Annotated in this window: 18 protein-coding genes and 1 pseudogene; 8 read left to right on the plus strand and 11 right to left on the minus strand. The window is 63.6% G+C overall.

The features are described 5' to 3' along the window. Positions 1 to 30 precede the first annotated feature (30 nt). Positions 31 to 3,534, plus strand: coding sequence for a PAS-domain containing protein (locus ACK8CP_RS13115; protein ID WP_414832106.1), 3,504 nt, complete (start codon positions 31 to 33; stop codon positions 3,532 to 3,534). Between the two features lie 6 nt (positions 3,535 to 3,540). Here ACK8CP_RS13115 and ACK8CP_RS13120 read toward each other — a convergent pair whose 3' ends face one another. After that, positions 3,541 to 4,203, minus strand: coding sequence for a response regulator transcription factor (locus ACK8CP_RS13120; RefSeq protein ID WP_255701435.1), 663 nt, complete (start codon positions 4,201 to 4,203; stop codon positions 3,541 to 3,543). 297 nt (positions 4,204 to 4,500) lie between these two features. Between ACK8CP_RS13120 and ACK8CP_RS13125 the strand changes: the two genes are divergently transcribed. Continuing rightward, positions 4,501 to 6,399, plus strand: a complete 1,899-nt coding sequence (locus ACK8CP_RS13125; protein WP_414832107.1) for a sodium:solute symporter family transporter — start codon at positions 4,501 to 4,503, stop codon at positions 6,397 to 6,399. Here the strand turns inward: ACK8CP_RS13125 and ACK8CP_RS13130 are convergent. After that, positions 6,384 to 6,857 carry a secondary thiamine-phosphate synthase enzyme YjbQ gene (locus ACK8CP_RS13130; RefSeq protein ID WP_234629719.1) on the minus strand — a complete coding sequence of 158 codons (474 nt, stop codon included), beginning with the start codon at positions 6,855 to 6,857 and terminating at the stop codon, positions 6,384 to 6,386. The two genes, ACK8CP_RS13125 and ACK8CP_RS13130, sit on opposite strands and share 16 nt — an antisense overlap. Positions 6,858 to 6,887: 30 nt before the next feature. Continuing rightward, positions 6,888 to 7,376 (minus strand): hypothetical protein, encoded by a 489-nt coding sequence (locus tag ACK8CP_RS13135; RefSeq protein ID WP_414832108.1) that lies wholly within the window; start codon positions 7,374 to 7,376, stop codon positions 6,888 to 6,890. An 87-nt stretch (positions 7,377 to 7,463) separates the two neighbouring features. Here ACK8CP_RS13135 and ACK8CP_RS13140 point away from each other — a divergent pair, with 87 nt between their 5' ends. Together ACK8CP_RS13140 and ACK8CP_RS13145 are read left to right on the plus strand one after the other, a co-directional pair. Next, complete coding sequence (locus ACK8CP_RS13140) at positions 7,464 to 7,826, plus strand: DUF952 domain-containing protein (RefSeq protein WP_234629721.1); 363 nt, start codon at positions 7,464 to 7,466, stop codon at positions 7,824 to 7,826. Between the two features lie 13 nt (positions 7,827 to 7,839). Next, a pseudogene (locus tag ACK8CP_RS13145) lies at positions 7,840 to 8,911 on the plus strand (quinone-dependent dihydroorotate dehydrogenase); the annotation flags it as partial. Between the two features lie 28 nt (positions 8,912 to 8,939). On the opposite strand, the gene ACK8CP_RS13150 reads toward ACK8CP_RS13145, so the two are convergent. From ACK8CP_RS13150 to ACK8CP_RS13160, 3 genes are all read right to left on the minus strand, one after another. Next, positions 8,940 to 10,274: an MATE family efflux transporter gene (locus tag ACK8CP_RS13150; protein ID WP_414832109.1), complete on the minus strand. Its 1,335-nt coding sequence runs from the start codon at positions 10,272 to 10,274 to the stop codon at positions 8,940 to 8,942. A gap of 158 nt (positions 10,275 to 10,432) precedes the next feature. Continuing rightward, entirely contained in the window at positions 10,433 to 10,711 is a 279-nt protein-coding gene (locus ACK8CP_RS13155) for a DUF6460 domain-containing protein (protein ID WP_414832110.1), read from the minus strand. Positions 10,712 to 10,798: 87 nt separating this feature from the next. After that, the gene (locus ACK8CP_RS13160) at positions 10,799 to 12,427 is read right to left on the minus strand and encodes a cisplatin damage response ATP-dependent DNA ligase (RefSeq protein ID WP_414834264.1); all 1,629 of its coding nucleotides are present in this window, start codon (positions 12,425 to 12,427) and stop codon (positions 10,799 to 10,801) included. Positions 12,428 to 12,730: 303 nt separating this feature from the next. Here ACK8CP_RS13160 and ACK8CP_RS13165 point away from each other — a divergent pair, with 303 nt between their 5' ends. Both ACK8CP_RS13165 and ACK8CP_RS13170 read left to right on the plus strand, forming a co-directional pair. Next, positions 12,731 to 12,931, plus strand: a complete 201-nt coding sequence (locus ACK8CP_RS13165) for a hypothetical protein (protein ID WP_092808924.1) — start codon at positions 12,731 to 12,733, stop codon at positions 12,929 to 12,931. A gap of 22 nt (positions 12,932 to 12,953) precedes the next feature. Continuing rightward, a complete protein-coding gene (locus tag ACK8CP_RS13170) occupies positions 12,954 to 13,517 on the plus strand; it encodes a GNAT family N-acetyltransferase (protein ID WP_414832111.1) in 564 nt (187 codons plus the stop codon). Between the two features lie 3 nt (positions 13,518 to 13,520). Here the strand turns inward: ACK8CP_RS13170 and ACK8CP_RS13175 are convergent, their stop codons facing one another. Together ACK8CP_RS13175 and ACK8CP_RS13180 are read right to left on the minus strand one after the other, a co-directional pair. Continuing rightward, positions 13,521 to 14,531 (minus strand): ligase-associated DNA damage response exonuclease, encoded by a 1,011-nt coding sequence (locus ACK8CP_RS13175; RefSeq protein WP_414832112.1) that lies wholly within the window; start codon positions 14,529 to 14,531, stop codon positions 13,521 to 13,523. A 102-nt stretch (positions 14,532 to 14,633) separates the two neighbouring features. Continuing rightward, positions 14,634 to 15,137, minus strand: coding sequence for a hypothetical protein (locus tag ACK8CP_RS13180; RefSeq protein WP_414832113.1), 504 nt, complete (start codon positions 15,135 to 15,137; stop codon positions 14,634 to 14,636). A 113-nt stretch (positions 15,138 to 15,250) separates the two neighbouring features. Between ACK8CP_RS13180 and ACK8CP_RS13185 the strand changes: the two genes are divergently transcribed. Then, positions 15,251 to 17,842, plus strand: a complete 2,592-nt coding sequence (locus ACK8CP_RS13185; RefSeq protein WP_414834265.1) for a ligase-associated DNA damage response DEXH box helicase — start codon at positions 15,251 to 15,253, stop codon at positions 17,840 to 17,842. Next, the gene (gene pdeM / locus ACK8CP_RS13190) at positions 17,832 to 18,518 is read left to right on the plus strand and encodes a ligase-associated DNA damage response endonuclease PdeM (RefSeq protein WP_414834266.1); all 687 of its coding nucleotides are present in this window, start codon (positions 17,832 to 17,834) and stop codon (positions 18,516 to 18,518) included. Before ACK8CP_RS13185 ends, pdeM begins: the two co-directional genes overlap by 11 nt. A gap of 39 nt (positions 18,519 to 18,557) precedes the next feature. Here the strand turns inward: pdeM and ACK8CP_RS13195 are convergent, their stop codons facing one another. The 3 genes from ACK8CP_RS13195 to ACK8CP_RS13205 all read right to left on the minus strand — a co-directional run bounded on the left by ACK8CP_RS13195 (position 18,558) and on the right by ACK8CP_RS13205 (position 24,474). Continuing rightward, positions 18,558 to 19,316, minus strand: coding sequence for a TIGR02186 family protein (locus ACK8CP_RS13195; RefSeq protein WP_234629729.1), 759 nt, complete (start codon positions 19,314 to 19,316; stop codon positions 18,558 to 18,560). After that, positions 19,316 to 20,242 carry a sulfite exporter TauE/SafE family protein gene (locus ACK8CP_RS13200; protein ID WP_234629730.1) on the minus strand — a complete coding sequence of 309 codons (927 nt, stop codon included), beginning with the start codon at positions 20,240 to 20,242 and terminating at the stop codon, positions 19,316 to 19,318. Before ACK8CP_RS13200 ends, ACK8CP_RS13195 begins: the two co-directional genes overlap by 1 nt. An 89-nt stretch (positions 20,243 to 20,331) precedes the next feature. Beyond that, positions 20,332 to 24,474: a peptidoglycan-binding protein gene (locus ACK8CP_RS13205; protein ID WP_414832114.1), complete on the minus strand. Its 4,143-nt coding sequence runs from the start codon at positions 24,472 to 24,474 to the stop codon at positions 20,332 to 20,334. Between the last annotated feature and the right edge of the window lie 102 nt (positions 24,475 to 24,576).

Genomic DNA, 24,576 nt, shown 5'->3' on the forward strand with positions numbered 1-24,576 from the left:
ACCAATATCCGTCGTCCCGCGGGAAGGAATATGAACAACGGTCTCATCGCCGTCCTGGCCGCGATTGTCTATATCGGCGCGCTTTTCGCCATCGCGTCTTACGGCGATCGGCGCGTGCAGCGGACCGGAGCGAGCGCGCGTCCGAATCTTTTTGCCCTCGCTTTGTCCGTCTATTGCACATCGTGGACGTTCTTCGGCTCAGTCGGCCTCGCCTCGCATTCGGGCCTCGGCTTTCTGCCGATCTATATCGGCCCCATCCTGATGTTCACCTTCGGCTTTCCGATCCTGCGGCGGATCGTGGCGCTGTCGAAGGAAGAGCGCATCACCTCCGTCGCCGACTTTCTGGGGGCCCGCTACGGCAAGAGCCAGGCCGTCGCCGTCGTCGCGACGCTCATTTCCGTCATCGGCGTCATTCCCTACGTGGCGCTGCAGCTGAAGGCGATCTCGTCGTCGATCTCCACCATGGTTCCGGAGCTCGGCGAGGACGCGGCCGAAGCGCTTCCCCTTCTCGGCGATACGGCCTTCATCATCGCCGTGGTACTGGCGATCTTCGCCATCCTTTTCGGCACGCGCCACGCTGACGCGACGGAGCACCAGCACGGAATGATGCTGGCCGTTGCCTGGGAGGCGGTGGTCAAACTCATCGCCTTCCTGATTGCCGGAATTTTCGTCGTCTTCTTTCTGTTCGGAGGACCATCTGAGCTTTACGCGCTCGCCGTCGAAAGCCGCGAGGTCCAGACAATGGTCTCGAACGGCCTCGTCGGCGGCGAATGGGTGGCGATGACGGCGATCGCCTTCACCGCTGCGATCCTGTTGCCGCGGCAATTCCACATCACCGTCGTGGAAAACAATTCCCTCGCCGAGCTTGAGCGGGCACGCTGGCTGTTTCCGGCCTATCTCGTCGCCATCAACATCTTCGTCGTCCCGATCGCGATCGCGGGTCTGATCGCTTTCGGCTCGTCCGTCGATGCCGATCTTTTCGTCCTGGAATTGCCGCATCGCGCGGATTTCCCGATCGTCGCGCTGATCGTCTTTCTCGGCGGCCTTTCCGCCGCAACGGCCATGGTCATCGTCGGCTGCGTGGCCCTTGCCATCATGATCTCCAACGAGATCGTGCTTCCCGCCTATCTGAAGCGGCAGCAGACGCGCCAGCGTGATGACATGTCCCGCTTCATCCTGAGCGTGCGCCGCATCGCCATTACCGTCATCTTGTTGTGCAGCTACGCGTATTACCGCGCGGCCGGCACGGCAGCGCTTGCCTCGATCGGCCTCCTCGCTTTCGCAGCCGTGGCACAGCTCGCTCCCGCCTTCTTCGGCGGACTTCTGTCACGCCGGATCACGGCCCGCGGTGCCATTGCCGGCATGACGTCGGGGCTCGCCATCTGGACCTATACGCTGCTCCTGCCAACTTTCGTCAAAGCGGGGCTCATCGGTGAGGGATTTCTCAATCCAGGGCCCTTCGGCATTGCATGGCTCCGGCCGCAGGCGATGTTCGGTCTCCACCTCGATCCCCTTTCGCACGGCGTCTTCTGGAGCATCAGCGTCAATTGCGCCTTGATGATCCTCGTATCGCTCGCCCGTGCGCCGGAAGCGATCGAGCGCCTGCAGGCGAAAATCTTCGTCCCCTCCGAGATGGGGCCGACACCGGCACTCAAGCCATTGCGCACGCATGTCACCTACGGAGACCTGAAGGAGACGGTCGCGCGATATCTCGGCCAGGAGCGCACGTCACGCTCGTTCGCCAATATGGAACAGGCGACTGGCCGCTCGACCGATCTCAGCGAGCCGGTCGACCACCAGGCGGTTCGCTTTGCCGAGCAGCTCCTCGGATCCGCCATCGGCGCGGCCTCCTCTCGTCTTGTCATGTCGCTGCTTCTGAAGCGGAGCGATCCCTCGACGCGCGAAGCCCACCAGCTCCTCGACGACGCCACGGAAGCGCTCCATTACAATCGCGACCTCCTGCAAAGCGTGCTCGACCATATGCGTCAGGGCATCGCCGTCTTCGACCGAGATCTGGCGCTCATCGCCTGGAACCGGCCTTTCCGTCAGATCATGCATCTGCCGATCGAGTTCGGTCAGGTCGGCGTCTCGCTCCGCGATGTTCTGCGCCATACGGCACGCATCGGCTTCCTCGGCGAGGGAGATCCGGACCGGCTCGCCGATCAGCGCATGCATGCACTCGTCTCACGGCTGCAACCCTTCGTGTCTCGCCACCCGGCCACCGATAGCGTCATCCGCATCGAAACCCGCCGCATGTCCGATGGCGGCATTGCGCTCACCTTCTCCGATGTGACCGAAGAGGTGGAGAGCAAACGGGCGCTCGAAATGGCGAAATCCAATCTCGAGCGACGGGTGGAAGAACGCACCGCCGAGCTCACCCGCATCAACGAGGCCTTGAAGAAAGCGAGTGCGGCCGCGCAGGAAGCCAATATCTCCAAGACACGCTTCATTGCAGCAGCCGGCCACGACATTCTGCAGCCGCTCAATGCGGCGCGGCTTTATGCGACCGCGCTTTCAGACCGCACGAAAGATCTCCCGGCAGCCCCTCTTGTGCGCGACCTCGAAGCCTCACTCGATTCCGTGGAGGAGATTTTCCGAGCAGTCCTCGATCTTTCGCGTCTCGACACCGGCGCGATCACGCCAGAGCTCAGACCCTTCAACCTGCGCAAATTGTTCGATCAGATCCGTGTCGAGTTCGAGCCCATGGCGCGCGAGAAAGGCCTCGAATTCCGGATTTTGCCGACATCCTTATCCGTGACGAGCGATCCGTCGCTGCTTGGACGCCTCCTGCGGAACCTCGTCTCCAACGCCATCAAATATTGCGCGTCCGGGCGGGTGGTGGTCGGATGCCGGCGCAAGAACGCCATGGTCTCTATCGAAATTCTCGATACGGGCATCGGCATTCCCGTGTCAGACCAGGAAGTGATCTATCAGGAATTTCGGCGCCTCGATGCCGGCGCCAAGGTCGCTCACGGCCTCGGCCTCGGGCTTTCGATCGTGCAGCGGCTCGCACGGGTTTTGGGAGCCGAGGTACGTCTGCAATCCGCCGTTGGAAAGGGAACGCATTTCTCCGTCACGGTGCCGCTGGCGATCGCCGTACCGAAGGAAACGAGCGAAGGCGCTCCTCCCGCACCGCCACCGGGCTCGGTTTCCGGTCTTACCGTGCTTTGCATCGACAATGACGAAAAGATCCTCTCCGGCATGGCGGCGCTTCTCGCCGGCTGGGGCTCGACCCCGCTGACGGCCAGCAATATGCGCGAGGGGATGGCCCTGTTGCGCCGCGAGCGCACGCTGCCCGACCTTATCCTCATCGACTATCATCTCGACGAGAGCGACGGTCTCAGCGTCGTCACGGATATGCGCTGGAAACTGAGCCGAACCGTACCGGCGATCCTGATCACCGCAGACCGTTCGGAAGAAGTGCGGCAGGCCGCGATGAAGGCCGGCGTCAGGATCCTCAACAAACCGCTGAAGCCCGCGGCGCTGCGCGCCTTGATGGCGCAATGCAAACCCGCACCCGTGGCGGCAGAATAACGGCTTCTATTCTTCGATCGCGCCGCGCCATTCGCCGGCTTCAATGCGGCCGGCCGCGAGCACCGCCTTGGTGCGGTTCTCCACGCCGAGCTTTTGCAGGATCGCGGAGACATGCGCCTTGACGGTCGCCTCCGAAACGCCAAGCTCGTAAGCGATCTGTTTGTTGAGAAGTCCCTCGCCCAGCATCATCAAAACGCGGACCTGTTGCGGGGTGAGGCTGCGCAGACGCTCCAGAAGCTCGGCCGTTTCGCGATCGCTTTCGGCCCCGATGAGATCGTCCGGGATCCAGTGCTCGCCACGCAGGACCGTACGGATGGCTTCGGAAATCGTCTCAAGAGATGCCGACTTGGAGATGAAGCCCGAGGCGCCGAGACCGATCGCATTGCGAACCGTCGCCGGGTCATCCATCGCGGAAATGATGCAGATCGGCGCCGCCGGATACTGACCGCGCAGATACATGAGACCCGAGAAGCCGCGCGCGCCGGGCATCTTCAGATCGAAGAGCACGATGTCGGCTTCACCTATGCGATCGAGAGCTGCGGCGACTTCATCGAGAGTACCCGCCTCAATAATCTCAACATCGGCAAAAGCGGATTGGATCGCGCTCCGCAGAGCATTGCGGAACAACGGGTGATCGTCTGCAATCACAAAAACAGGACTATCGCTCAAACCGTCACCTAATTGGGGGACAGGGGCGCAGGGCGCCGTTTGGCCGGGATGGATGCCGTAAAAGCATTGCACAGAACCTTTTCATACCCTGTTATCGCACATGGTGAAGGACAAAAAGGGACATGGGAGATGCGCCGAATCCGGCTATCCTTCTCATTCCGCAGATGGATCAGGTTCGCGCTGCAACGTTTCCAGCGTACGATCAACGATCTCAGACATGTCTGGAACGCGAGAAAACCCGCGGGTTCGGCGGGCATTGGAGCCTCGTGAAGTGTCGAGAAAGGCGCGTATCGAAGCATGAGTAATCTCCCTTATTCGATCGATACTGACTTCTTCACGGCTTATGCCCGCACCATCTGGGGCTTCTTTGTCGCAGTTCTGGTGGGATCGATTCTCCTGCTTATGGCGCTCGATGCACTCGGCCTGCCGCAAGCGGTGATCGGGATGGGCTGTCTGGCAGGATCGCTCATCGCCTTTGTCGGCATCGGGCTTGCTTCCGGCAGCACGCAGGCCAAGGGCTTCTTTCTCGCCGGCGGCAGTGTACCCGCCGGCTACAATGGCATGGCAGCGGCCGCTGCCTATCTCTCGACCGCATGGTTCCTGCTTCTTGGTGCAGCCTTCAGCTCCTGGGGCGCAGCCGCATGGGCGATCGTCGCCGGAGCGCTCATCGGCCTTGCAGCAGGCGGCCATTACCTCGCCGCCCCCATGCGCCAGAGCGGCGCCACCAGCACGGCGGATTTTCTGGCGCGGCGGCTTGCCAGCCCATCGGTTCGCCTTGCCGCCTCCCTCATCGTCATCGCCACGGGCTTCATGCTGCTTGCCGTGATCTTCAACACCGGCGGTCGCATCACGGAAAACCTCCTCGGCCTTCCCTTCGGATGGGGTGTCGGCACGATGGCCGCGATCGTCGCTCTGATGCTCATTCTCGGCGGCATGCGCAGCACGACATGGACGCAGACAGCACAATTCATCGTGATGTTCGCCGCCTTCCTCCTGCCGGTGGCGATCGCAGCCGCCGACCGCTACGGCTGGCCGTTGCCGCAGCTCGCGTTGAGAGATGCGGCCTCTGCCGTGCGCACGATCGCGGGCGCCGATCCCCGGGCAGCACCGGCAGCTGCCGGCCTGTCTCTCTTCGGACATTTCTGGCCAGCCGATTTTGCCGGATTGCTGGCATTTACGGCCTTGTGCAGCGTGGCACTGCCACATGTTCTTGAACGCTATCTGACGGCGCCTTCCGCCGCGAGCGCCAGGCGTAGCTCACGCTGGCTTCTCCTCTTCACTGGCCTGTTTCTGATCACGGCCCCGACCTATGCCGCATTCAGTCTACTCGAGCTGCTGCGCGACGTGGTCGGTATGCCGCTGCAGTCCTTGCCGGACTGGGTCTTTTCGCATGGTCAGGCGGGGAGCCTTGCGCTGTGCGGAGCGCCGGCCGTCTCACCCGAAGCGATCAGAGCGGCGTGCGGCGCGCGCGTCGACACGATCGGCCTTTCCCTGCCCGACATCAGGCTCGCCAGCGAAACGATGGTCATCAGCTTCGCGGAGCGTGAAGGGCTCTCCTTCGCCTTTTCGAGCCTTATCTTCGCGGGCACCGTGGCCGCCGCATTGTCGAGCGCCAGTGGGTTGTTGATGGTGATCGTCGGCACCGCCAGCCAGGATATCCAGCACCGGCTTTTGATGCCCGATATGCCGATCGGCAAGCGGCTTCTGGCGGCGCGCTTGACGATGCTTGGCGCGATCGCGCTTGCCGCGACGTGGGCTCTCGAGCCGAACCGCGCGGTGATCGATCTCGGGTTCCTGGCGCTCGGCCTCATCGCGGCGGGGCTGATGCCGGTCCTCATCGCGACGGCGCGCGCGCGCCATGTGCGGCCCTTGCCGGCGCTGCTCTCCATGCTCGCCGGGACGGCCACGCTTCTCGCTCTGTTCATGCTGCAGCGATTCGGATTCGACCTTCGCGCGGCAAGCGGTGACGAATGGCAGCCTCAGGCTTTCGCGGCTTTGAGCGAGGCCGGCATTCCTCTCGTCGCCTCGACCTTCATCGCCATCGCGGCATCGACGGCAACCCTCATTCTGGCCTCCGTGCTCGTTCCCGCGACAGCGTTGGCGGCTCGGCGTGGCCGAGGCCCGAAAGCACAGGTCGTACAACCGGAAGAGCTGTACCGACCAGGTGCCGAGCGGATGTCTCAGCTGCCGAAATAAACGAGCTTCAGGCTGCGCCTGTGCGGGCGCGTGCGATGCTCGACAAGATAGACGCCCTGCCAGGTGCCGAGAGCGAGGCGCCCGTCCTCCACCGGTACGGTCAAGGAGACATCGGTCAGCATGGTGCGGATATGGGCAGGCATATCGTCCGGTCCCTCCGTGTCATGTACCCAGCCCGCGTTCTGCGGCGCCAGGCTGTCGAGAGCGGTCAGAAGGTCGGTCTGCACGGAAGGGTCGGCATTTTCCTGGATTGTGAGCGAAGCCGAGGTATGCCGCAGGAAGACGCAGAGAAGTCCTCTCCGGGCTCCCGCCTCGCGCAGCCATTCCTGCAGCTCACCCGTGATGTCGATGAAACCTTGACCGCGCGTCGGCAAGGAGAGGCCGCTTTGCACGAGCCGCGCGGCCGTCGTCTCGATCGTTTCGTCGAAGCTCACATCGCGTGCGCGTGATCCCAGCATAGCGTTCAGTCGTGCTCCCCGTGGCCCGCGTCAAAGCCTGTCGTCGTTGAAATCGCGTTTCAGGTCTTCCACCATTCCGAAAAAACGGCGCATGACCTGATCGGTGAGGTTGAAGAAGCGATCGAGCTTCTCCTGCTCCTCGGACGTCATGCTCCCGTTGTCGCGCTCGGAGGCAGGGGGAGCCGACGGTCTCGCGGTGAGGCTCTCAAGCTTCCCCTCGAGCCGATCAAGGCGTTGCGACAAAGCCTCGATCTCCTCCTGATAGGCGAGCCGCTCATCCGCGACGAGGCGACAGACGGCGCCCTCGCCCATGCCTTCGCAGCGTGAGACCTCGCCCGTTTTCGTGTCGAGGCGCAACGCCCCCTTCTCGATCGGCACGAAGACATAGCGCTCGGTGGTCGGCCGATCGACGACGCCATTGGACGTGCGCGGTGGCTCGGCCGCACGTGCCGGCACCAAGGCCGACAAGGAGAGGCCGGCGCCCATCAAGAAGACGACGGCAAGCGAAAGGGAACGCATGGCTCTGTCCTTTTTGATGTGCACAAATGCGCAGCGGCGACGGCACCGCTTTCGGCGCAGCGCAGCTTCGTTATCATGGCGGCTGCAATGCAGCATCTCATTTACAAGATAGCGCCAAAACCCCTGTGGCGCGAGGCCGAGGCGGCCGGCGTTTTTCACGGAGCCCCTGTCGACCGCACCGACGGCTTCATCCATTTCTCCAGCGCCGAGCAGGTCGGCGAAACGGCGGCGAAGCATTTTGCCGGACAGAGCGATTTGCTGATCGTCGCCGTTGATGCGGAACGGCTCGGGCCTTCGCTCACATGGGAGCCATCGCGCGGCGGAGTGCTCTTCCCACACCTTTATGCACCCCTACCTCTTTCATCGGTCTTGTGGGTGAAAGACCTGCCCCTTGGCGAGGATGGCCGGCACCGTCTGCCGGAGGAGATCCGGGCGGAGGGCAGCGCGTGAACCTGGATCAGATGGCCGCCGGGCTTATGCGACTTTTGCCGCCGGAGCAGGCCCATGCGCTCGCATTCACAATGCTCAAACGCTTCGGGCGAACCAGCCGTGGGCGAGACGCGCACGGCAAGCTCGCCGTCAATCTTTTCGGTCTCTCCTTCGCCAATCCGGTCGGTCTTGCCGCGGGTTTCGACAAAAACGCGGAGGCCATCGACGGACTTCTCAATCTCGGCTTCGGATCGATCGAGATCGGCACCGTCACGCCGCGCCCTCAAAGCGGCAATCCGCGCCCACGACTCTTCCGGCTGACTTCCGACCGCGCCATCATCAACCGCATGGGCTTCAACAATGACGGTCACGAGGCCGTCGCCCGGCGCCTCGAAGAGCGGCGCGGCCGCGGCGGGCTCGTCGGCGTCAATATCGGCGCCAACCGCGACCAGGAAGACCCGGCGGCCGATTACGTTGCGGGCATCCGCCGCTTCGCACAGCTTGCGAGCTGGCTCACGATCAACATTTCCTCCCCCAATACACCGGGGCTGCGCGGCCTACAGGAGGCGGGCACCTTCGACCGACTGCTCGGCCGGTGTCTGGAGGCGCGCGAGGCCGTGCCGTCGCCCCGGCGCGTCCCGCTTCTCGTCAAGATCGCGCCGGATCTCACCGAAAAGCAGCTCGCCTCGCTCATCGAAACCAGTGTCGATATGGGCGTCAGCGGACTCATCATCTCCAACACCACGATTGCGCGCCCACCTCTCAAGGCGAAGCGACTGGCGGAAGAAAAAGGCGGCCTGTCGGGCCTCCCGCTTTTCAATCCGTCGACGGCCATGCTGGCCCGTGCCCGCCAGCTCGCCGGGCCAAAGCTGCCACTGATCGGCGTCGGCGGCATCCATGACGCACATTCCGCCTGGGCGAAGCTGGTGGCCGGCGCCGATCTCGTTCAGGTCTATACGGGTTTCATCTTCGAAGGGCCGCGCTTCGCCGAACGCATCAAATCCGGCCTTTCGAAAGAGCTCGCCAAGCGGAACTTCGACGCCATCAGCGATGCGCGCGGCATCGAGACGGCCCGTTGGGCGGCCGCCTGGCCACCGCAGGACTAGCTTTCAGACCCGCGACCTCTGCAGGACGTCAGATCGCGGCGCTCTCCATGCCTTGCCGCTTGACGGGGAGCCGCCATGCGAGCGTCAGACCACGCAGCCCGAGGAAGACGAGCAGCGCGGCCCACAGGCCATGATTGCCGAAAGGCGGAACGAGCACAAAACACAGAACGAAAAAGCTGGCGAGCGAGGCGAGCATCATATTGCGCATCTCCTTCGACCAGGTGGCGCCGATGAAGACGCCGTCCATCTGGAAGGCGAGCACGCCGGCAAGCGGGGTGAGGCAGGCCCAGGGAAGGTAAAGCCGGGCCGCTTCGCGCACATCCTGCGACGTCGTCATCATGTCGACGAGCGTCCTTCCGGCAACAAAGTAGAGCCCGGCGAGCGACAGCGCGAGCACGAAGCCCCAGACGACCGTCAGACGCACGGCGCGGTCGAAGGCCGGGGGAAAGCGTGCCCCCACGGCCCGTCCGACGAGCTGTTCTGCCGCGTTCGCAAAACCGTCGAGAAAATATCCGGCGACCAGGAAAAAATGCATCAGGACGGAATTGGCCGCGAGCGTGACCGCGCCGAGCGCCGCGCCCTGACGGGTGAAAAACGCAAAGGCGAAGAGCACAGAGAACGAGCGAATCATGATGTCGCGGTTGACGACGATGAGCCGCGCAAAGCCGGTCTTGTCGAAGATTCGTGTGAGGGACGGTCTCTGAGCACCGCTCACATGCGGGATAAGGACGGGCACGAAGGCGAAAAACGCCACCATCTCGGCAATGACCGAGGCTGCTGCGACACCGGTAATTCCCCAGCCAAAATCCAGCACGAAGAGAAGCGACAGAACGATGTTGGTGAGCGTCAGAACTGTTTGCAGCGCGAGCACCAGGAAGGAGCGGCCTATGCCCAGAGCCCAACCGACCAGGGCGTAGTTCGCCAGCATGAAGGGCGCGGCCCAAATGCGCACCAAAAGATAATTGGAGGTCGCATCAGCCACCTCCGGACCGACATCCATCGCCACGATGCCGAGACGTGTGACAGGCACCTGAAAAAGGATGATGACGAGGCCGGCAACGAGCGCGATCAGAAGCGCGCGCACAAGGATCGCCTGCTCCTCCTTGCGATCGCCCGCACCAAACGCCTGGGCGACGAGCCCCGTCGTGCCGGAGCGCAGAAAATTGAGCGTCGTGAAGATGACGTCGAGGATGATGGCGCCGACCGCAATGCCGCCAATGAGCGCCGCATCCCCGAGCTGACCGATCACGGCCGTATCCACCAGACCTGCGAGCGGCACCGAAAGATAGGCGAACGTCATCGGCACGGCGATGCCGAGGACCAGCCGATTGTTGACCAAGAAAGGCTTCGGCGCGGCGCCCATCTCGGGCTTTGTCGGGGCGCCTGCTTGTTCAGGCGATGGGGCGGGGCTCGTTTCGCTCATCATCTAAGCCATACAGCAATCGGCCGGCCGCGAAACCACTACAGAAGTTCATAATATGTTCCAAGCGCTCTTCCTTATTGGCGACACGGCCGCTGGAGTCAGTCCCGGCGGCCGCCCATCACGGAAAACAAGCGCATGATGATGAAGATCGGCACGACAATGAGGGCGCCAAAAAGGAAGTAGCCGAAGGCGTCGGAGAAGACGGCAAAACCCATGTGGTAGACGCGCAGGACGAAGCGTTCGGCCCAATAATAGATGTCGAACGGATGCACGTTGAGCACCGACAGCACCAGGCCGACGATCACCGACAGGACGATGAGACGAAGAAGAACCCGAAAAGGGGAATCGCCCAGGAAGCGTGTCATCCGGCCCGCCATGCTCGCGTCTCCTTTTGTGCGATCGGCTGAGAGCTAGGGTTTCGGAGACCGAATGGCAAGCCGATACATCGAGGCACCAAACATCGATTATACCTGCTGCGGCAGCAATTTTTCCAGGTCATCGAGGCGATCCGCCTCCGCTGCAGGCTTGTCCCATCTGATCCGGCTGATGCGTGGAAAGCGCATGGCGACCCCGGATTTGTGGCGACTTGAACGAGCCAGCCCCTCAAAGGCCACCTCGAGAACGAGACCGGCGTCAGGCCCAGCCCGCACGGCCCGTACCGGGCCGAAACGATCAACCGTATTGTTGCGCACGAACCGGTCGAGCTCCTTCAGCTCCTCGTCCGTGAAGCCGAAATAGGCCTTGCCGACCGGAACGAGCTCCCCGTCCTCGGCTTTCTCCGCGGTCCAGACGCCAAAGGTGTAATCGGAATAAAACGAGGACCGGCGACCGTGGCCACGCTGGGCATACATGAGCACGGCATCGACCAGGAAGGGATCACGCTTCCATTTGAACCAAGGGCCTTTCGGTCGCCCGGCGACATAGGCCGTGTCCCAGCGCTTCAACATCAGGCCTTCGGCGATTTCATCGAGGCGGCCTTCGGTCGGCGGATTGGCGCGCAGATGTGCAAGCTCGTCCCAATCTCCGAAGTCGACGAGGGGGGAAATATCGATGTGCGGCGACGACAGGCGAGCGACGAAATCTTCGAGCCGCCGCCGTCGTTCGGCAAAGGAAAGCGGGCGGAGATCTTCATCCCCGTCTTGAAGGAGATCGTAAGCCCGGATGAAGGCGGGATAATCCTTGAGCATCTTCGCCGTCACGCGCTTGCGGTTGAGGCGCTGCTGCAAATCCGAAAAGGGTGCGATCGCCATTCCCCCACCCCCTTCGCGCGCCACCAGCAGCTCGCCGTCGATCGCCCCGTCGAATTCCATTTGCTCCAAAACGTCGGGAAATGCGCCGGAGATGTCGTCGCCGGTGCGGGAATAAAGCCGGCGTTCTCCACCTGAAGCCGCTGCCTGGATGCGAATCCCGTCCCATTTCCACTCGGCCGCATAATCTTTCGCATCGAGCTTCGGGAAATCCTCATCCTGGATGGCGCTCGCCAGCATGACCGGCCGGAAGGGCGCCTTCTGCTTCGATTGCGGTCTCTCTCCGCGCCCTTCCAGAAAGGCGAAGAGATCGACGTAGGGCGGCTTCAGGCCATGCCACATCTCCTCGATCTCGGTTGCCGGGCAGTCACCGAATTCCGCCAAAGCCTGGCGCGCGAGACGGGCCGTCACGCCGATCCTAAGCCCGCCGGTGATGAGCTTCAAAAGCGCGTAACGCCCGCTCGGATCGAGTTCGTCGAGCCAGCTGGCGACGAGCCTCGGCCCTTCGAGACGGGATGCGACCCTGAGCCGCTCCACCACCTCGGCGAGATGCAGCGCCGCGCCGACATCGCTCTCACCCGGCCAGATCAGCGAGACAGTCTCAGCCAGGTCGCCGACATAATCATAGGAAAGCGCAAAGAGGACGGGATCGACCCGCTCCTCCGTCAGAGCGCGCACCATTGCCGGCTTGACCGAGATGATGTCGAGATCTCCGGTGATCGCCGCGATGGCGTAACCGCGGTCAGGATCTTTCACCTGGCGCAGATAATCGACCAGAAGCCTGATCTTGCCGTTGCGCTGCGGCGTCAGGGTGAGACGATCGAGGAGGGCGGCAAAGGCCTGCATGCCGGGAATATAGGCATCCAAGTAACGGTGACGAGCAAACCGCGGCGTCTTAAGGCCACGAAACGCCATTGCTGCAGCGCAATATTGATGGGTTGTCGCAAGGCCTGCGACAGCTCGCCTCAGTAGCACGAGTGTGCCGATACATCAGGCACTTGATGGACAATTGTGCTATGCAAAAACAATCCTGCTGCATTGCAAGAGAACGGGTTGGCAGGCGCGCGAAGCCACAGCATTTTAGGAGCGTTCGTCAGCTGCCGTTGCCGTCCCGATATGGCTCGGCTCCGTCTCCGGAAGGATCGCATCATGGCCCATGCCGCACACGGCTCTTTCAGCTTCGCCGGCCGGCTCCACGTACCCGCTCGGTTTCGCCGCGCGTTGAATTGGATCATTTGGGCGCGCGAGGCGGAAGCCATCCGCCGCATCGAACAGGAATCCGGTTTTCTCATCGGCCCGTCACAGCTTCGCGAGATGAAGCGCCATCACCTCGCGCACCGGCCGCTTTGACGGCTTGCCTGGCTGAGGTCGCATGACGGCTTATATCCGCAAGCTCTGGCCGTATGAGGCCGCGCTCTTCTCGGAGCATCTGTGCCGGCTCGGTCCCGAGGCGCGGCGGATGCGCTTTGCGGGCCCCGTCAACGACGCGCGCATCAAGAATTATGTTCGCGAAGCCTGGGATCTGGACACCACGATCCTCGGCTATTTCGTCAACGGCGTCATCCGCGGCTCGGCCGAACTGCACCCGCTTACCAAAGAATGGACGGGCAAAGCCGAAGCCGCTTTCGCCATCGAAGAGGCCTGGCAGGGGCGAGGCGTCGGCCGGGCGCTTCTTGCGCGCACTTTCACGCTCGCCCGCAATCGCGGCTTTCGCCAGCTGCATCTCTTCTGCCTGCAAGAGAACCGGCGCATGCTGAAGCTCGCGCGCGAGCTTGGCGCCCGTCTCACCTATGACGAAGGCGAGGTCGACGCGTTGCTCGAACCGCCGCTTGCCAATCCGTTCTCCTGGTACGGTGAAGCGCTCGACGATGCAGAAAGCGCGTTCCAGGCGACCTTGAGCCTGTTGCAGCCGAAGCCTGCCGGCGTGGCCGCCTGAGCCTCAATCGGGTTCGTCCTCGTAGCCTGCAAGATGCAGCGGGCGGGCAGCAACACCGTTGAGCTCGCACCAGCGCAACAGCGCATCGTCGCGGCCATGCGTGATCCACACTTCGCCAGGCGCAATTTCTCCGATCGTCTGCAACAGCTCTCCCCAATCGCAATGGTCGGAAATGACGAGCGGCAGTTCCACCCCGCGCTGTCGGGCTCGCTGGCGGATCATCATCCAGCCTGACGCGAAACAGGCGAGTGGATCGGGAAAGCGGCGTGCCCAGCGATCGGAAAACGCCGACGGCGGGCAGACGACGATGGCACCGGCGAACTCGCCCTTGCGCGCATTGTCCACGGTTGCCGGAGCGAGCGGACCGAGATCAACCCCCTCCTCCCGATAGAGATCGCACAAACTCTTCAGGGCGCCATGGATATAGATCGTTCGGTCGTATCCGGCCTCACGAAGCAGGCCGATGACGCGCTGCGCCTTGCCGAGCGCATAGGCGCCGACGAGATGCGTGCGCTCGGGGAAGACTTCGGCGGAGTGAATGAGCTTGGCGATCTCGCCGCGATCATTTGGATGGCAAAAGACCGGCAGGGCGAACGTCGCCTCTGTGATGAAGACATCGCAGGCGACCGGCTCGAAGGCGGCACAGGTCGGATCCTTGCGGCGTTTGTAATCGCCCGAGGCGACGATGCGGAAGCCGTCCTTTTCCACCGCGATCTGCGCCGATCCGAGCACATGGCCGGCCGGATGAAAGCTGACGGAGGCACCGTTGATAGCGAGCGTTTCGCCAAGCTTCGCATCTTGAGTGGAGGCCGCGAAGCCCGGCCCATATCGGGCGGCCATGATCTTCAACGTCTGCGACGTTGCCATCACCGCGCCATGGCCGGCACGCGCATGGTCGGCATGGCCGTGGGTGATGAGCGCGCGTGGCACCGGGCGCGTCGGATCAATGTAGAAATCGCCTGGCGGGCAATAAAGGCCTTTCGGCGTCGTGCACAGAAGCTCGGTCGGGCGCATCGTCCCGAGATAGGGGCGCGGGCGGGCTTTTCCATGTCACCGGTGCATGTCACCGGCACACCCAGGTCACCGGCACGCCGCGGCGGAGCTTTCGGGCCCTGCCTAAATCTCGCCGAGCCGCAGCCACCGGTCGTCGTCGGGCCGCCGCACCTCCCAGATGCGCCAGCCGTTGAGATTGACCTTCTTGCCGTCGCGGGTGCGCACATGCGCGATGAGCGCGGCGGAGGGAGAATTGTAGCTCGTGCCGTTCACGACCCAGTGGCCGTCGACGATGAGACCTTCCACCGTCTGGCCGGCATAGGCAGCTCTCAAGGTCGTGCCGTTCGGCAAAAACACCTCGTGACCGTGACGGCCGATCTTCGACCAGCCGCCCTCCTTGGCACCGCCACCCTTGGCGCGACGTGCACGTTCACCGAGGCTCTCTTCCGCAGCCGCACCCCCTCCTCTGCGGCCGTCGAGGCCGAGCAGGCGACGGAGGATGGCGTTCTGCGTCTCCTCAAAATCTTCCCGTGCACCTTCGATCCGCTTGTGCACGTCCATGTCGACAGCAATCGTGGCGAGGTTCTCCTCGTCCTTCTTCTTGCTGCCCTTCTTCTTCTTGGCCATGCCTCCCCCCGGCAGCCGCATCTTGGCATTGTGGAACTTTTCGACGCCGCGGGGGACGCGACGCAACGTCAGGTCCGCTCGACTTGGCCGCAACCAAGCCTAAACTCATCGTCATGACGGCACCCGCTGCGATCCCCATTGGCGAAAACGGGCTCCTGCCGGAGCGTTTCCAGCAATGGTTCGCCGACCGGGGCTGGGCACCGCGCCCCCATCAGCTCAAGCTCATCGCCCAAGCACGGGCGGGATCCTCGTCGCTTTTGATCGCTCCGACCGGCGCTGGCAAGACGCTCGCGGGCTTTCTGCCCTCACTCATCGAGCTTTCGCAAGCGCACGACAGGCGCAATTCATCACATTTCATCGGTCCGCACACCCTTTATGTCTCGCCTTTGAAGGCGCTCGCCGTCGACATCGAGCGCAATCTCGGCATGCCCGTCGCCGAGATGGGGCTACCCGTGACGGTCGAGACGCGCACCGGCGACACACCCACCCACAAGCGACAGCGGCAGAAACTCAGCCCTCCCGACATCCTTCTGACGACGCCCGAGCAAGTCGCGCTTTTGATCGCCTCACGCGATGCGGAGCGCTTCTTCGCACGCCTATCGACGGTCGTCTTCGACGAATTACACTCTTTGACCCCATCAAAGCGCGGCGACCTTTTGGCGCTCGGGCTTGCACGGCTGCGCCGGCTCGCACCGGGCCTCAGGACGATCGGCCTCTCCGCCACCGTCGCCTTTCCGGACGATTTGCGCGCCTGGCTCGTCGAACAGCAGTCCGACGCGCGCCGAAATCTCGCCGAGATGGTGGTGGTCGGCGAAGGCGCACCTCCGGAGATTTCGATCCTGCATTCTGACGCGCGCATCCCCTGGTCGGGACACACGGCACGCTATGCGCTGCCTGAGGTTCTCGAGGCGATCCAAAGCCACCGCATGACGCTCGTCTTCGTCAACACGCGCTGGCAGGCGGAGATGCTGTTCTCCGAGCTCTGGCGCATCAACGAGGAGGCACTTCCGATCGCGCTCCATCACGGCTCGCTCGACCGCGGTCAGCGTCGCAAGGTGGAGGCGGCGATGGCAGCGGGCTCTCTGCGTGCGGTCGTTGCCACCTCAACGCTCGATCTCGGCATCGACTGGGGCGATGTCGACCTCGTCATTCATGTCGGCGCGCCGAAAGGCGCGAGCCGTCTTGCCCAACGGATCGGCCGCGCCAACCACCGGATGGACGAGCCTTCGCGCGGTCTCCTCGTGCCGTCGAACCGCTTTGAGGTCATGGAATGCCAGGCGGCACTCGAGGCCAATGAAGCCGGCATTCAGGATACACCGCCGCTCAGACCCGGCGCGCTCGACGTCTTATGCCAGCATATTCTCGGCATGGCCGTCGCCGCCCCGTTCGACCTTGAAAGCCTCTATGAGGAGGTTCGCTCAGCCGAAAGCTATAGTGGCCTCAGCTACGAGGATTTCGAACAGGCGGTCGATTTCGTCGCGACCGGCGGCTATGCGCTTCGAAGCTACGAGCGCTACGCCAAGATCCGCCGCCGCAAGGACGGGCTGTGGGCGCTTTCACATCCGAAGCTCGCCCAACAATACCGTCTCAATCTCGGCACCATCGTCGAAGCGCCGATGCTCAATGTGCGCCTCGCTTCCCGACGTGGCGGGAAGGACGGCCGCCCCGGCACCGTGCTGCGTGGGGGACGCGTCCTTGGCAAGATCGAAGAGTATTTTCTGGAACAACTCGTTCCAGGCGACACGTTTCAGTTCGCCGGCCAGGTCCTCGCCTTCGTCGGCATTCACGAAAACGAGGCGCTCGTCACACGGGCCGAGGCCAACGATCCGGCGATCCCTTCCTATGCCGGCGGCAAATTCCCTCTAAGCACCTATCTCGCCGCCGGCGTGCGGGCGATGCTCGCCGATCCCGCCCATTGGGAGAAGCTGCCGGGGCAGGTGCGCGACTGGCTCGCCATCCAGCGCGAGGTCTCGGTGCTGCCGTCGAAAGACGCGCTTCTTGTGGAGACCTTTCCGCGCGAGACGAAATTCTACATGGTCGCCTATCCCTTCGAAGGGCGGCTCGCGCATCAAACACTCGGCATGCTGTTGACGCGCCGGCTCGAGCGGGCGCGCGCTCGCCCGCTCGGTTTCGTCGCCAACGATTATGCGCTCGCCATCTGGGGGCTGCGCGACATGGGCGGCCTCTTTGCCGCCGGCAAACCTTCGCTTGCAGAGCTCTTCGATGAAGACATGCTGGGCGACGATCTGGAGGAGTGGCTGGCAGAGAGTTATCTCTTGAAACGCAGCTTCCGCAATTGCGCCATCATCGCCGGACTGATCGAACGTCGGCATCCCGGCGAAGAGAAGAGCGGGCGACAGGTGACGATTTCCACCGACCTCATCTATGACGTGCTGCGCAGCCACGAGCCTGACCATATTCTTCTCAAGGCCACGCGTGCGGATGCCGCGACCGGGCTTCTCGACATCCGCCGCCTCGGCGAAATGCTGTCGCGCATCCAGGGCCGAATCGTGCATCAAAGGCTGGCGCATGTCTCACCGCTTGCCATCCCGGCCATGCTGGAAATCGGCCGGGAGCCGGTCTTCGGCGAGGCGCAGGAGGATCTTCTGGTCGAAGCTTCCGAGGAGCTGATGCGCGAGGCTATGGGCAGCGAGGCAGATTTTGGCGCTGGCGGAGACTTCTTACAGAGACGAGATCTTGCCTGAGACGCGTATCGCGCTTTCCGGGCGAGAGCTGGTGCTCGATGTTTCCGGGGCGCTCTGGGACCCGGCCTCACGCATGCTGGTCGTGGCCGACCTGCATCTGGAAAAGGCGTCGTCCTTCGGTCGCAGGCGCACGTTTTTGCCGCCCTATGACAGCGCCGCCACCCTTGCCGCCCTTCACAACCTGATCCTACGGCGCAAGCCGAAGACCGTCATCTGCCTAGGCGACAGTTTTCACGATGGCGGCGGGCCCGAGCGCCTCGCCGAGATCGACCGCGGCAAGATCGCAGCGCTGCAGGCGGGACGCGAATGGATCTGGATCGCCGGCAATCATGATCCCGCTCCTCCCCCGGGCCTTGGCGGCGAGTGTCTCGCGGAACTTTCGAACAATGGCCTCACCTTCCGACACGAGCCGGAAGACGCGATGGCTCAAGGGGAGATCGCCGGGCATCTTCACCCATGCGGGAAAATTGCCCGGCGCGGACGCAGTGTGCGCCGGCGGGCTTTCGTCACGGACGGCACGCGGCTCATTCTGCCCTCGTTCGGGGTTTTGACCGGAGGGCTCAACGTCCTCGACCGCGCCTTTTCCGGCCTCTTCGCCAGACGCGGTTTCATCGCTTTCCTGGTCGGAGCCGACCGGCTCTATCCCGTCGCGCCGGCGTCTCTCAGGCCAGATTGAGCGAACTGTTTCGCCGAGATCCAGACGCTGGACGCGGCCTCAGTTGCGGCGGAAGATGATGCCGGCCATCCAGCCGGTAAAGACGGCCACCATGACGGCGAAAAGTCCGTAGAGCAGCGGCTGCTCCGTCGAAAAACGCGCGATACGGTCGGAAAAGCCGCTCTTCTCGACAAGGAGGCTTTGCACTTCCGCCGCCACCAGCTCTTCGTTGCGAAAGAGGAAGACGGAGACGTGATAGGTGCCGACGGGGATCGCCGACGGCAAATGGAAGGTGGTGCGAAAGACATTCGGCGCGAGGAAGGTGACCGCATCGCCGCGCTTGACGAAGAGCTCCTTCTGTTTCTTCAGCTCCACGAGCGCTTTTGCGAAGGCCTCGTCCTGCGGCGTGTAACTTGCGTCACGCGAGAAGCCGAGATCGGCGAAATCCAGCTTGTAGCGCGCCAAGAGCTGCTGGCTCGCCGCATCGTTCAAGTTCTCGCTCATATGGATGACGTAGAAACTCGGGACATTGTAGAATTCCCGAGAGGCGGTGTTGATCCAGATGCCGGCGACCTGGCCCTTGCGTCGCACGACAAGCGGCATCTGCGGACCCGCCACGACGATCGCCACCTCATAATCGCGCTCGCCGGAGGCCGATTTCGCGCCTTCCACCGCACCGAACACCGTGATGTTGGAGCCCGTGAAGTTGGACGTGATCTCGACGGCGTCATCCGACAGGGTGGAGACGAGCTTCTCCGCTGAAGCGGACCCGCAGGCGAAGAGACCGGAGACAAGAGCGAGAGCGAGCAGGAACCGCATCAGCCAATCCCCTGCAGAAGGGCGATCGAATAAAGGCTCGCAGGCGGCAGGAACAGGTTCAACAGGAAGCGGAGCGCCACCGCCAGCACCAGAAGCGCCAGGAAAAGACGCAGCTGGTCGCCGCGCATGGCCTGACCGATCTGAGCCCCGAACTGTGCACCGACGACACCGCCGACGATCAAGAGACAGGCCAGCATCAAATCGACGGCGCCGTTCTCCAACGAATGCAGCACCGTGGCGAGTGCCATCGTGAAGAGGATGTAGCCGAGAGAGGTGCCGATGACGACGTTGCTCGGCACGCGCAGAAGGTAAATCAGCGCCGGCACCATGATGAAGCCGCCACCAATGCCGAGGACGGTGCCGAGAAAGCCGATCGACAGGCCAAGCAGGATCACCGGGATGACGCTCACATAGAGTTTAGAGCGGCGGAAACGGACCTTGAACGGCAGGCCGAGCAGCCAGTTGTGGTGGCGGCCTCGGCGGAGATTGGGTGGACGGCCGCGCCGCGCGCGCAGAAAGGAGCGAAGCGCCTCGCGCAGCATGAGGCCGCCGATCAGCCCCAGAAAGGTGACGTAGGACAGCGAGATAATGACATCGAGCTGACCCAGCGAGCGCAACATGGTGAAGACCCGCACGCCGAGCCATGAGCCGGTGACGCCGCCGACGATGAGAAACATCGTCATCTGCGGGTCGATCATCCGCCGACGCCAATAGGAGATCGCAGCCGACGTGGACGAGGCGACGATCTGAGGCGTCACGGTCGCCACGGCGACGGCGGGGCTGATGCCGGAAAAGATCAAGAGCGGTGTCAGCAGAAAGCCGCCGCCAACGCCGAACATGCCCGAAATGAAGCCGACCGCCGCTCCCATTCCGAGATAGACGAAGATGTTGACCGTCAGTTCAGCGATCGGGAGATAGAGCTGCACGCAGGACGGTCCTGTCGCTATCGGCGAAATTCGCTCGGTCTAGGCCGATCTCTTCAACACCGCCGCTTCACGAAGCGCAAGACGGTGGTTCAGATATCTTTTTCATCAAGCGCCTTAATGACGCCGGTATCGATTTCGCCGGTCACGGAAAGGCCGTTATCCTTTTGGAACGAAGCAATTGCCTGGCGCGTCTTCTTGCCGAAGATGCCGTCGGCCGGTCCCGGATCATAGCCCTTTTGGGTGAGAAGATCCTGGGTGTGCTTCACGAGGTCCGGGCCGCTGAGGCTCACGCTCTCGCTGGCTTGTTCACCCCATCCGCTTTCGGGCGCGAAGACCATGTTGGCCTGCGGGTCGATCGGCAGGGCCTTGAAAGTCTCGGCAGCCTTCTTCGCCTCCGGCAGCAGATCTTGCGGCAGTGCATTGGCGATTTCCTGCTGGCGCTTTTTCGCCTGCTGGTCGCCCGAGCGCGCTGCCACGGCAAACCATTTGTAGGCGGCCACAAGGTCCTGTTTGACACCGAGGCCCCGTGCAAAAAGAACTGCGATATTGAACTGGCTGTCGCGCACACCTCGCTCGGCCGCGCGCTCGAAGAGATCGGCCGCTTTTTCCAGATCCGGGGCGCCGTCCGCCCCCTCGGCGTAAAGAACGGCGAGATTGTGCATGGCTTTCACATTGCCGGCATCGGCCGCCTTGCCATACCAGCTGAGTGCCTTGTCGATGTCCTTGGGAACACCCCGTCCCTTCTCGTAAATCGAGCCGAGCCGATATTGCGCGGGGGCCAGCCCACCGCGGGCGGCGCGCTCATACCAGGAGACCGCGGTCGCCTGATCGCTCGCCACGCCGCGGCCTTCGGCATAACGGACGGCGACTTCGAACTGGGCCTCCGTCACGCCGGTCTCTGCAGCGCGCCGAAGTTTTTCGGAACCAATCGACGCCGGCAGAGAGCCTGACGGATGTGAGACGGCCGGTTCTTGTGCCGTCGGTGCGAGCGTCTGGACGGCCTCGGATGGCGGCGGGGTGATCGAGGCCGTTTGCGACAGCACTTCCCCATCGTCGAAGATTTCGTTGTCGTCAGGCTCCGCCGGGGCGGAGGAGACAGCGGCTTCCGGCGCCTGACCGAGCGCCGTCTCGGGTTCGGCTTCAGCCTTCGGCGCGCTGGCGCGTGCGGGCGGCGTCAGTTCCTGGGCGCTCAAGCCCGGCAGTGCGGAGAGACGGGTCGAAAAGGCTGTTTCCCGGTCAGGCCGTGGAAGTGTCGCGGTGTTATCAGATTCCATCACCGCTCCGCCCGACGCGGGGCTCGGCTGGATGATCGAGCTGCCATCGCCCGGAACTTCGGTCTCCTTCGGAGCGGGTACCGGTGTCTCGACCGCCGGACGCGAATTCGCAGTCCGGGCCTCCTCGCCTCGCACCTTGACGAATTGCACCGCGGCGAACGCGACGGCGAGCGCGACAGCACCAGCCACGAGAAGACGGCGCCGGGCCTTGAAGAAATCGAGGATCTGCGACCCGCCTCGCCCCTTGGCGCGGCCGGCATCGCTTTCGGCGGCGGCAGCTTCCGCGGCGGCGGCACGGGCGGCGCGACGCGCAGCGCTCAGGAAATCGCTCGACGAGGTCTCTCTGTTGCGGCTTTGAGCCCTGAAATCCTCGTAAGCCGCAGCCAGCGCCTCTTCCGAACCGCTCATCTGGGACGGCGGGTTCTTGCGGGCCGCTGAAATGTAATGGCTTGCCGAACTCGGCGCATCCGCGAGGTCGGAATGCAGGGGACCGCCGCCCGGCTCCAAGAGGGAGTCGAGCGACACCTCCTCTTCCTGGCGGGGCACGAAGGATTCCGCCCGGCCGCCAGTCGCCCGCTTCAGCAATTGCGTGGCGGAGAGGCGGCTCAGGAGGCCCGGGGCGGTGCTTTCTTCCTCCCGCTTTTCCGGCTCCGGCGCGGGAGGCCGCGGCGACCATTGCACGGGACCCGCGCGGCCCGCGGGACCAGGCTTCGGGCCAGACGGCGCGGTCGATGAGGAAGACTTCCCGGACGGCCTGTCGTCCTCGCCGGAAGGGGTGGCACGCGGTGCCGGCGTTCTCGAACCACCATTGTCGTCGCCGGAGAACGGCAGGTCGCGCTCTAGAAAAGCCATGCGCTTGACGACGGCTTCCAGCGTTCCGTGCACCGCGTCGAGCGAGCTTCGCGTGCGTTCCTCGCTCGCCTCGGCGACGGATTTCAGTTCGCCGAGATCATGCTGGAGCGCGCTGGCAAGACGCGCCAGCGCTTCCGATCCTTCAGCAGTGTCGACGCCGGCCGCATGCCAGGTTTCCGCGTCGTGGTGCAGTTCCTGACGATCCAGGCGCTCGCGAATATCCGCGAGCGCGTCTTCGAGGCGCGTCAGCACCTTCGATTCCGCTGCGGGACGATCGAGCATCGCAGAGATACGGCCGATCTGGGCTTCCAGCTCGCGGTTGAAGCGCGCCGGCTCCTCGGGCAGCCGGTCAAGGCGCTCTTTGATTTCGCGGATGGCCGGCTGCAGCACGCGAACGCCAGCATCGGCGGTCGGCGGGCTGTTGCGGATATCGGCCCTGAGCTCGGCGATTTCCGAGCGGAGATCGACGATATCGTTCAAAAGACTGCTGTCGCTATCCGGCAGCTTCTGATCAAGGCCTTGTATGCGGGCCTCGAGCGCCGCAAAGCGCTCACCGATCGGGGCGCTGGTAACGGCGTCTTCCATGCGGGCGACGAGACCGGAAAGCTGATCGACATCGACCCGCTCATCGGCGAAGCGCGCATCGATTTCCGACAGGCGATCAAGGACGGGCTTGAGCGAGAAGCGTTCTTCGCTCTCGGTCAGGAAACCCGAAATTTCAGCCGCAAGACGATCGAGACGCTGGGTGATTTCATCGATATCGGACGCATCGACACTGCGTTCATCGAGGCTCGTGGCGATGCGGGTCAGCTTGTCGTCGAGCGCCGTCAGCATCGGGCGTGTATCGGGCACGGCCTGAATGCGCGCGGAAAGCTCGGAGAGAGGCCCCTCAATCACTCCGAGGTCGGAGCGGCTTTCACTGAGACCTTCAACACGCTCAGCCAGACGGTCGAGCTGCGCAGCAAGATCGTCGATGGCGCCAATTCGGCTGTCGCGGATCTCATCCATCGCGGCTGCGAGCATGTCGAGCCGGCTTTCGATGCGGGCGAAATTCTCGTGTTCCTCACCGCGATCGTGGGGTTGAGACATCGCATCGATGCGGCCAGCGAGTTCGCCGAGCCGGGCTTCGATCGCATCAAAGGCTTTGCCCTGCGGAAGCGCAGCAAGACCGATGCGGATGGCGGCGATTTCCTCCGAGAGCCCCTGCGGCTGGGCGACCGAGGCGACGCTGCGATGCAGCGCCTGAAGGCGCAAATCGACATCGCCCATGCGCTCCTGCAAGGAGGCGAGCGCACCGCGCGAGGGACGCACCTCGTCTTCCAGTGCGCGCTGCAGTTTCTCGATCTGGCGCAAGACCTCGGCGTTCTTGTCGGCGGTGTTCTTGTTGGAAGGAGCCGGCATCCTCTCGCGCTCAGCAGCGGGTGCGGCGCGTGAAGTCTCTGCGGATGCCTCGCTCTTCGGCCGACGATTGGCGAGATCGCGGGCGAAATCAGCAAGCCCGCCAGCGAATGCGCGGCGCGGTTCGGCGGGCTTCTCTACTGGCCTTTCTGAAGGCGTGGACTTGCGAGCCGATGGTGTCTGGATGCTCGGCTCTGCAGGTGTCGCCAGAGGCTCTGGTGTATGCGCCTCGTCGAGGGCCGCTTTGCGCTGGCCAGCACCGCCGGCGGCACCGCCACGTGAAAGCTCCTCTAGGTGCCTTTCGAAAGCGTCGAGACGCTTCAAGAGGTCGTCGGCGGCATCAGACGTCTTGTCTGAGTATGGCGGGGTCGTCGTTGCCGGCTCATCGAACGTGCCAGGGGCGGGAGGCGCGACCGGCGCACGCCGACTGCGGGCCTGCGAGGTGCGGTCAGCCTCGCCGCGCTCTGCCTCTTCGATGCGTCTGGCAAGCGCTTCGACGGCCGCCTGCAGGTGTTCGGTGCTGATGTCGCCCTCGCCGACATCTCCGGCAAGGCGCTCAGCTTCCGAATCGGCGTAGGCCGGCTCGTGAATGATGCGGCCTTCCGCATCGAAGCGCGCATTCAACAGAGCCCGCAGATCGGTTCCCTCCTGACCCGGGGCGGGCGGCGGCGATCCTGCTCTGCCTCTCCATGATGTGCGGGCTTTCATTGCGTCTCCTCGGACCAGAAGAGAAAAACTCGACCGTTCGCACGCCGACAGGTCGAAGCACTCTGATGGTTGGAAAAAGGTTAACGGCGCTCATGGTAAACA

The organism is Afifella sp. YEN Y35 (genome assembly GCF_047553465.1).
Taxonomy (GTDB): domain Bacteria; phylum Pseudomonadota; class Alphaproteobacteria; order Rhizobiales; family Afifellaceae; genus Afifella; species Afifella aestuarii.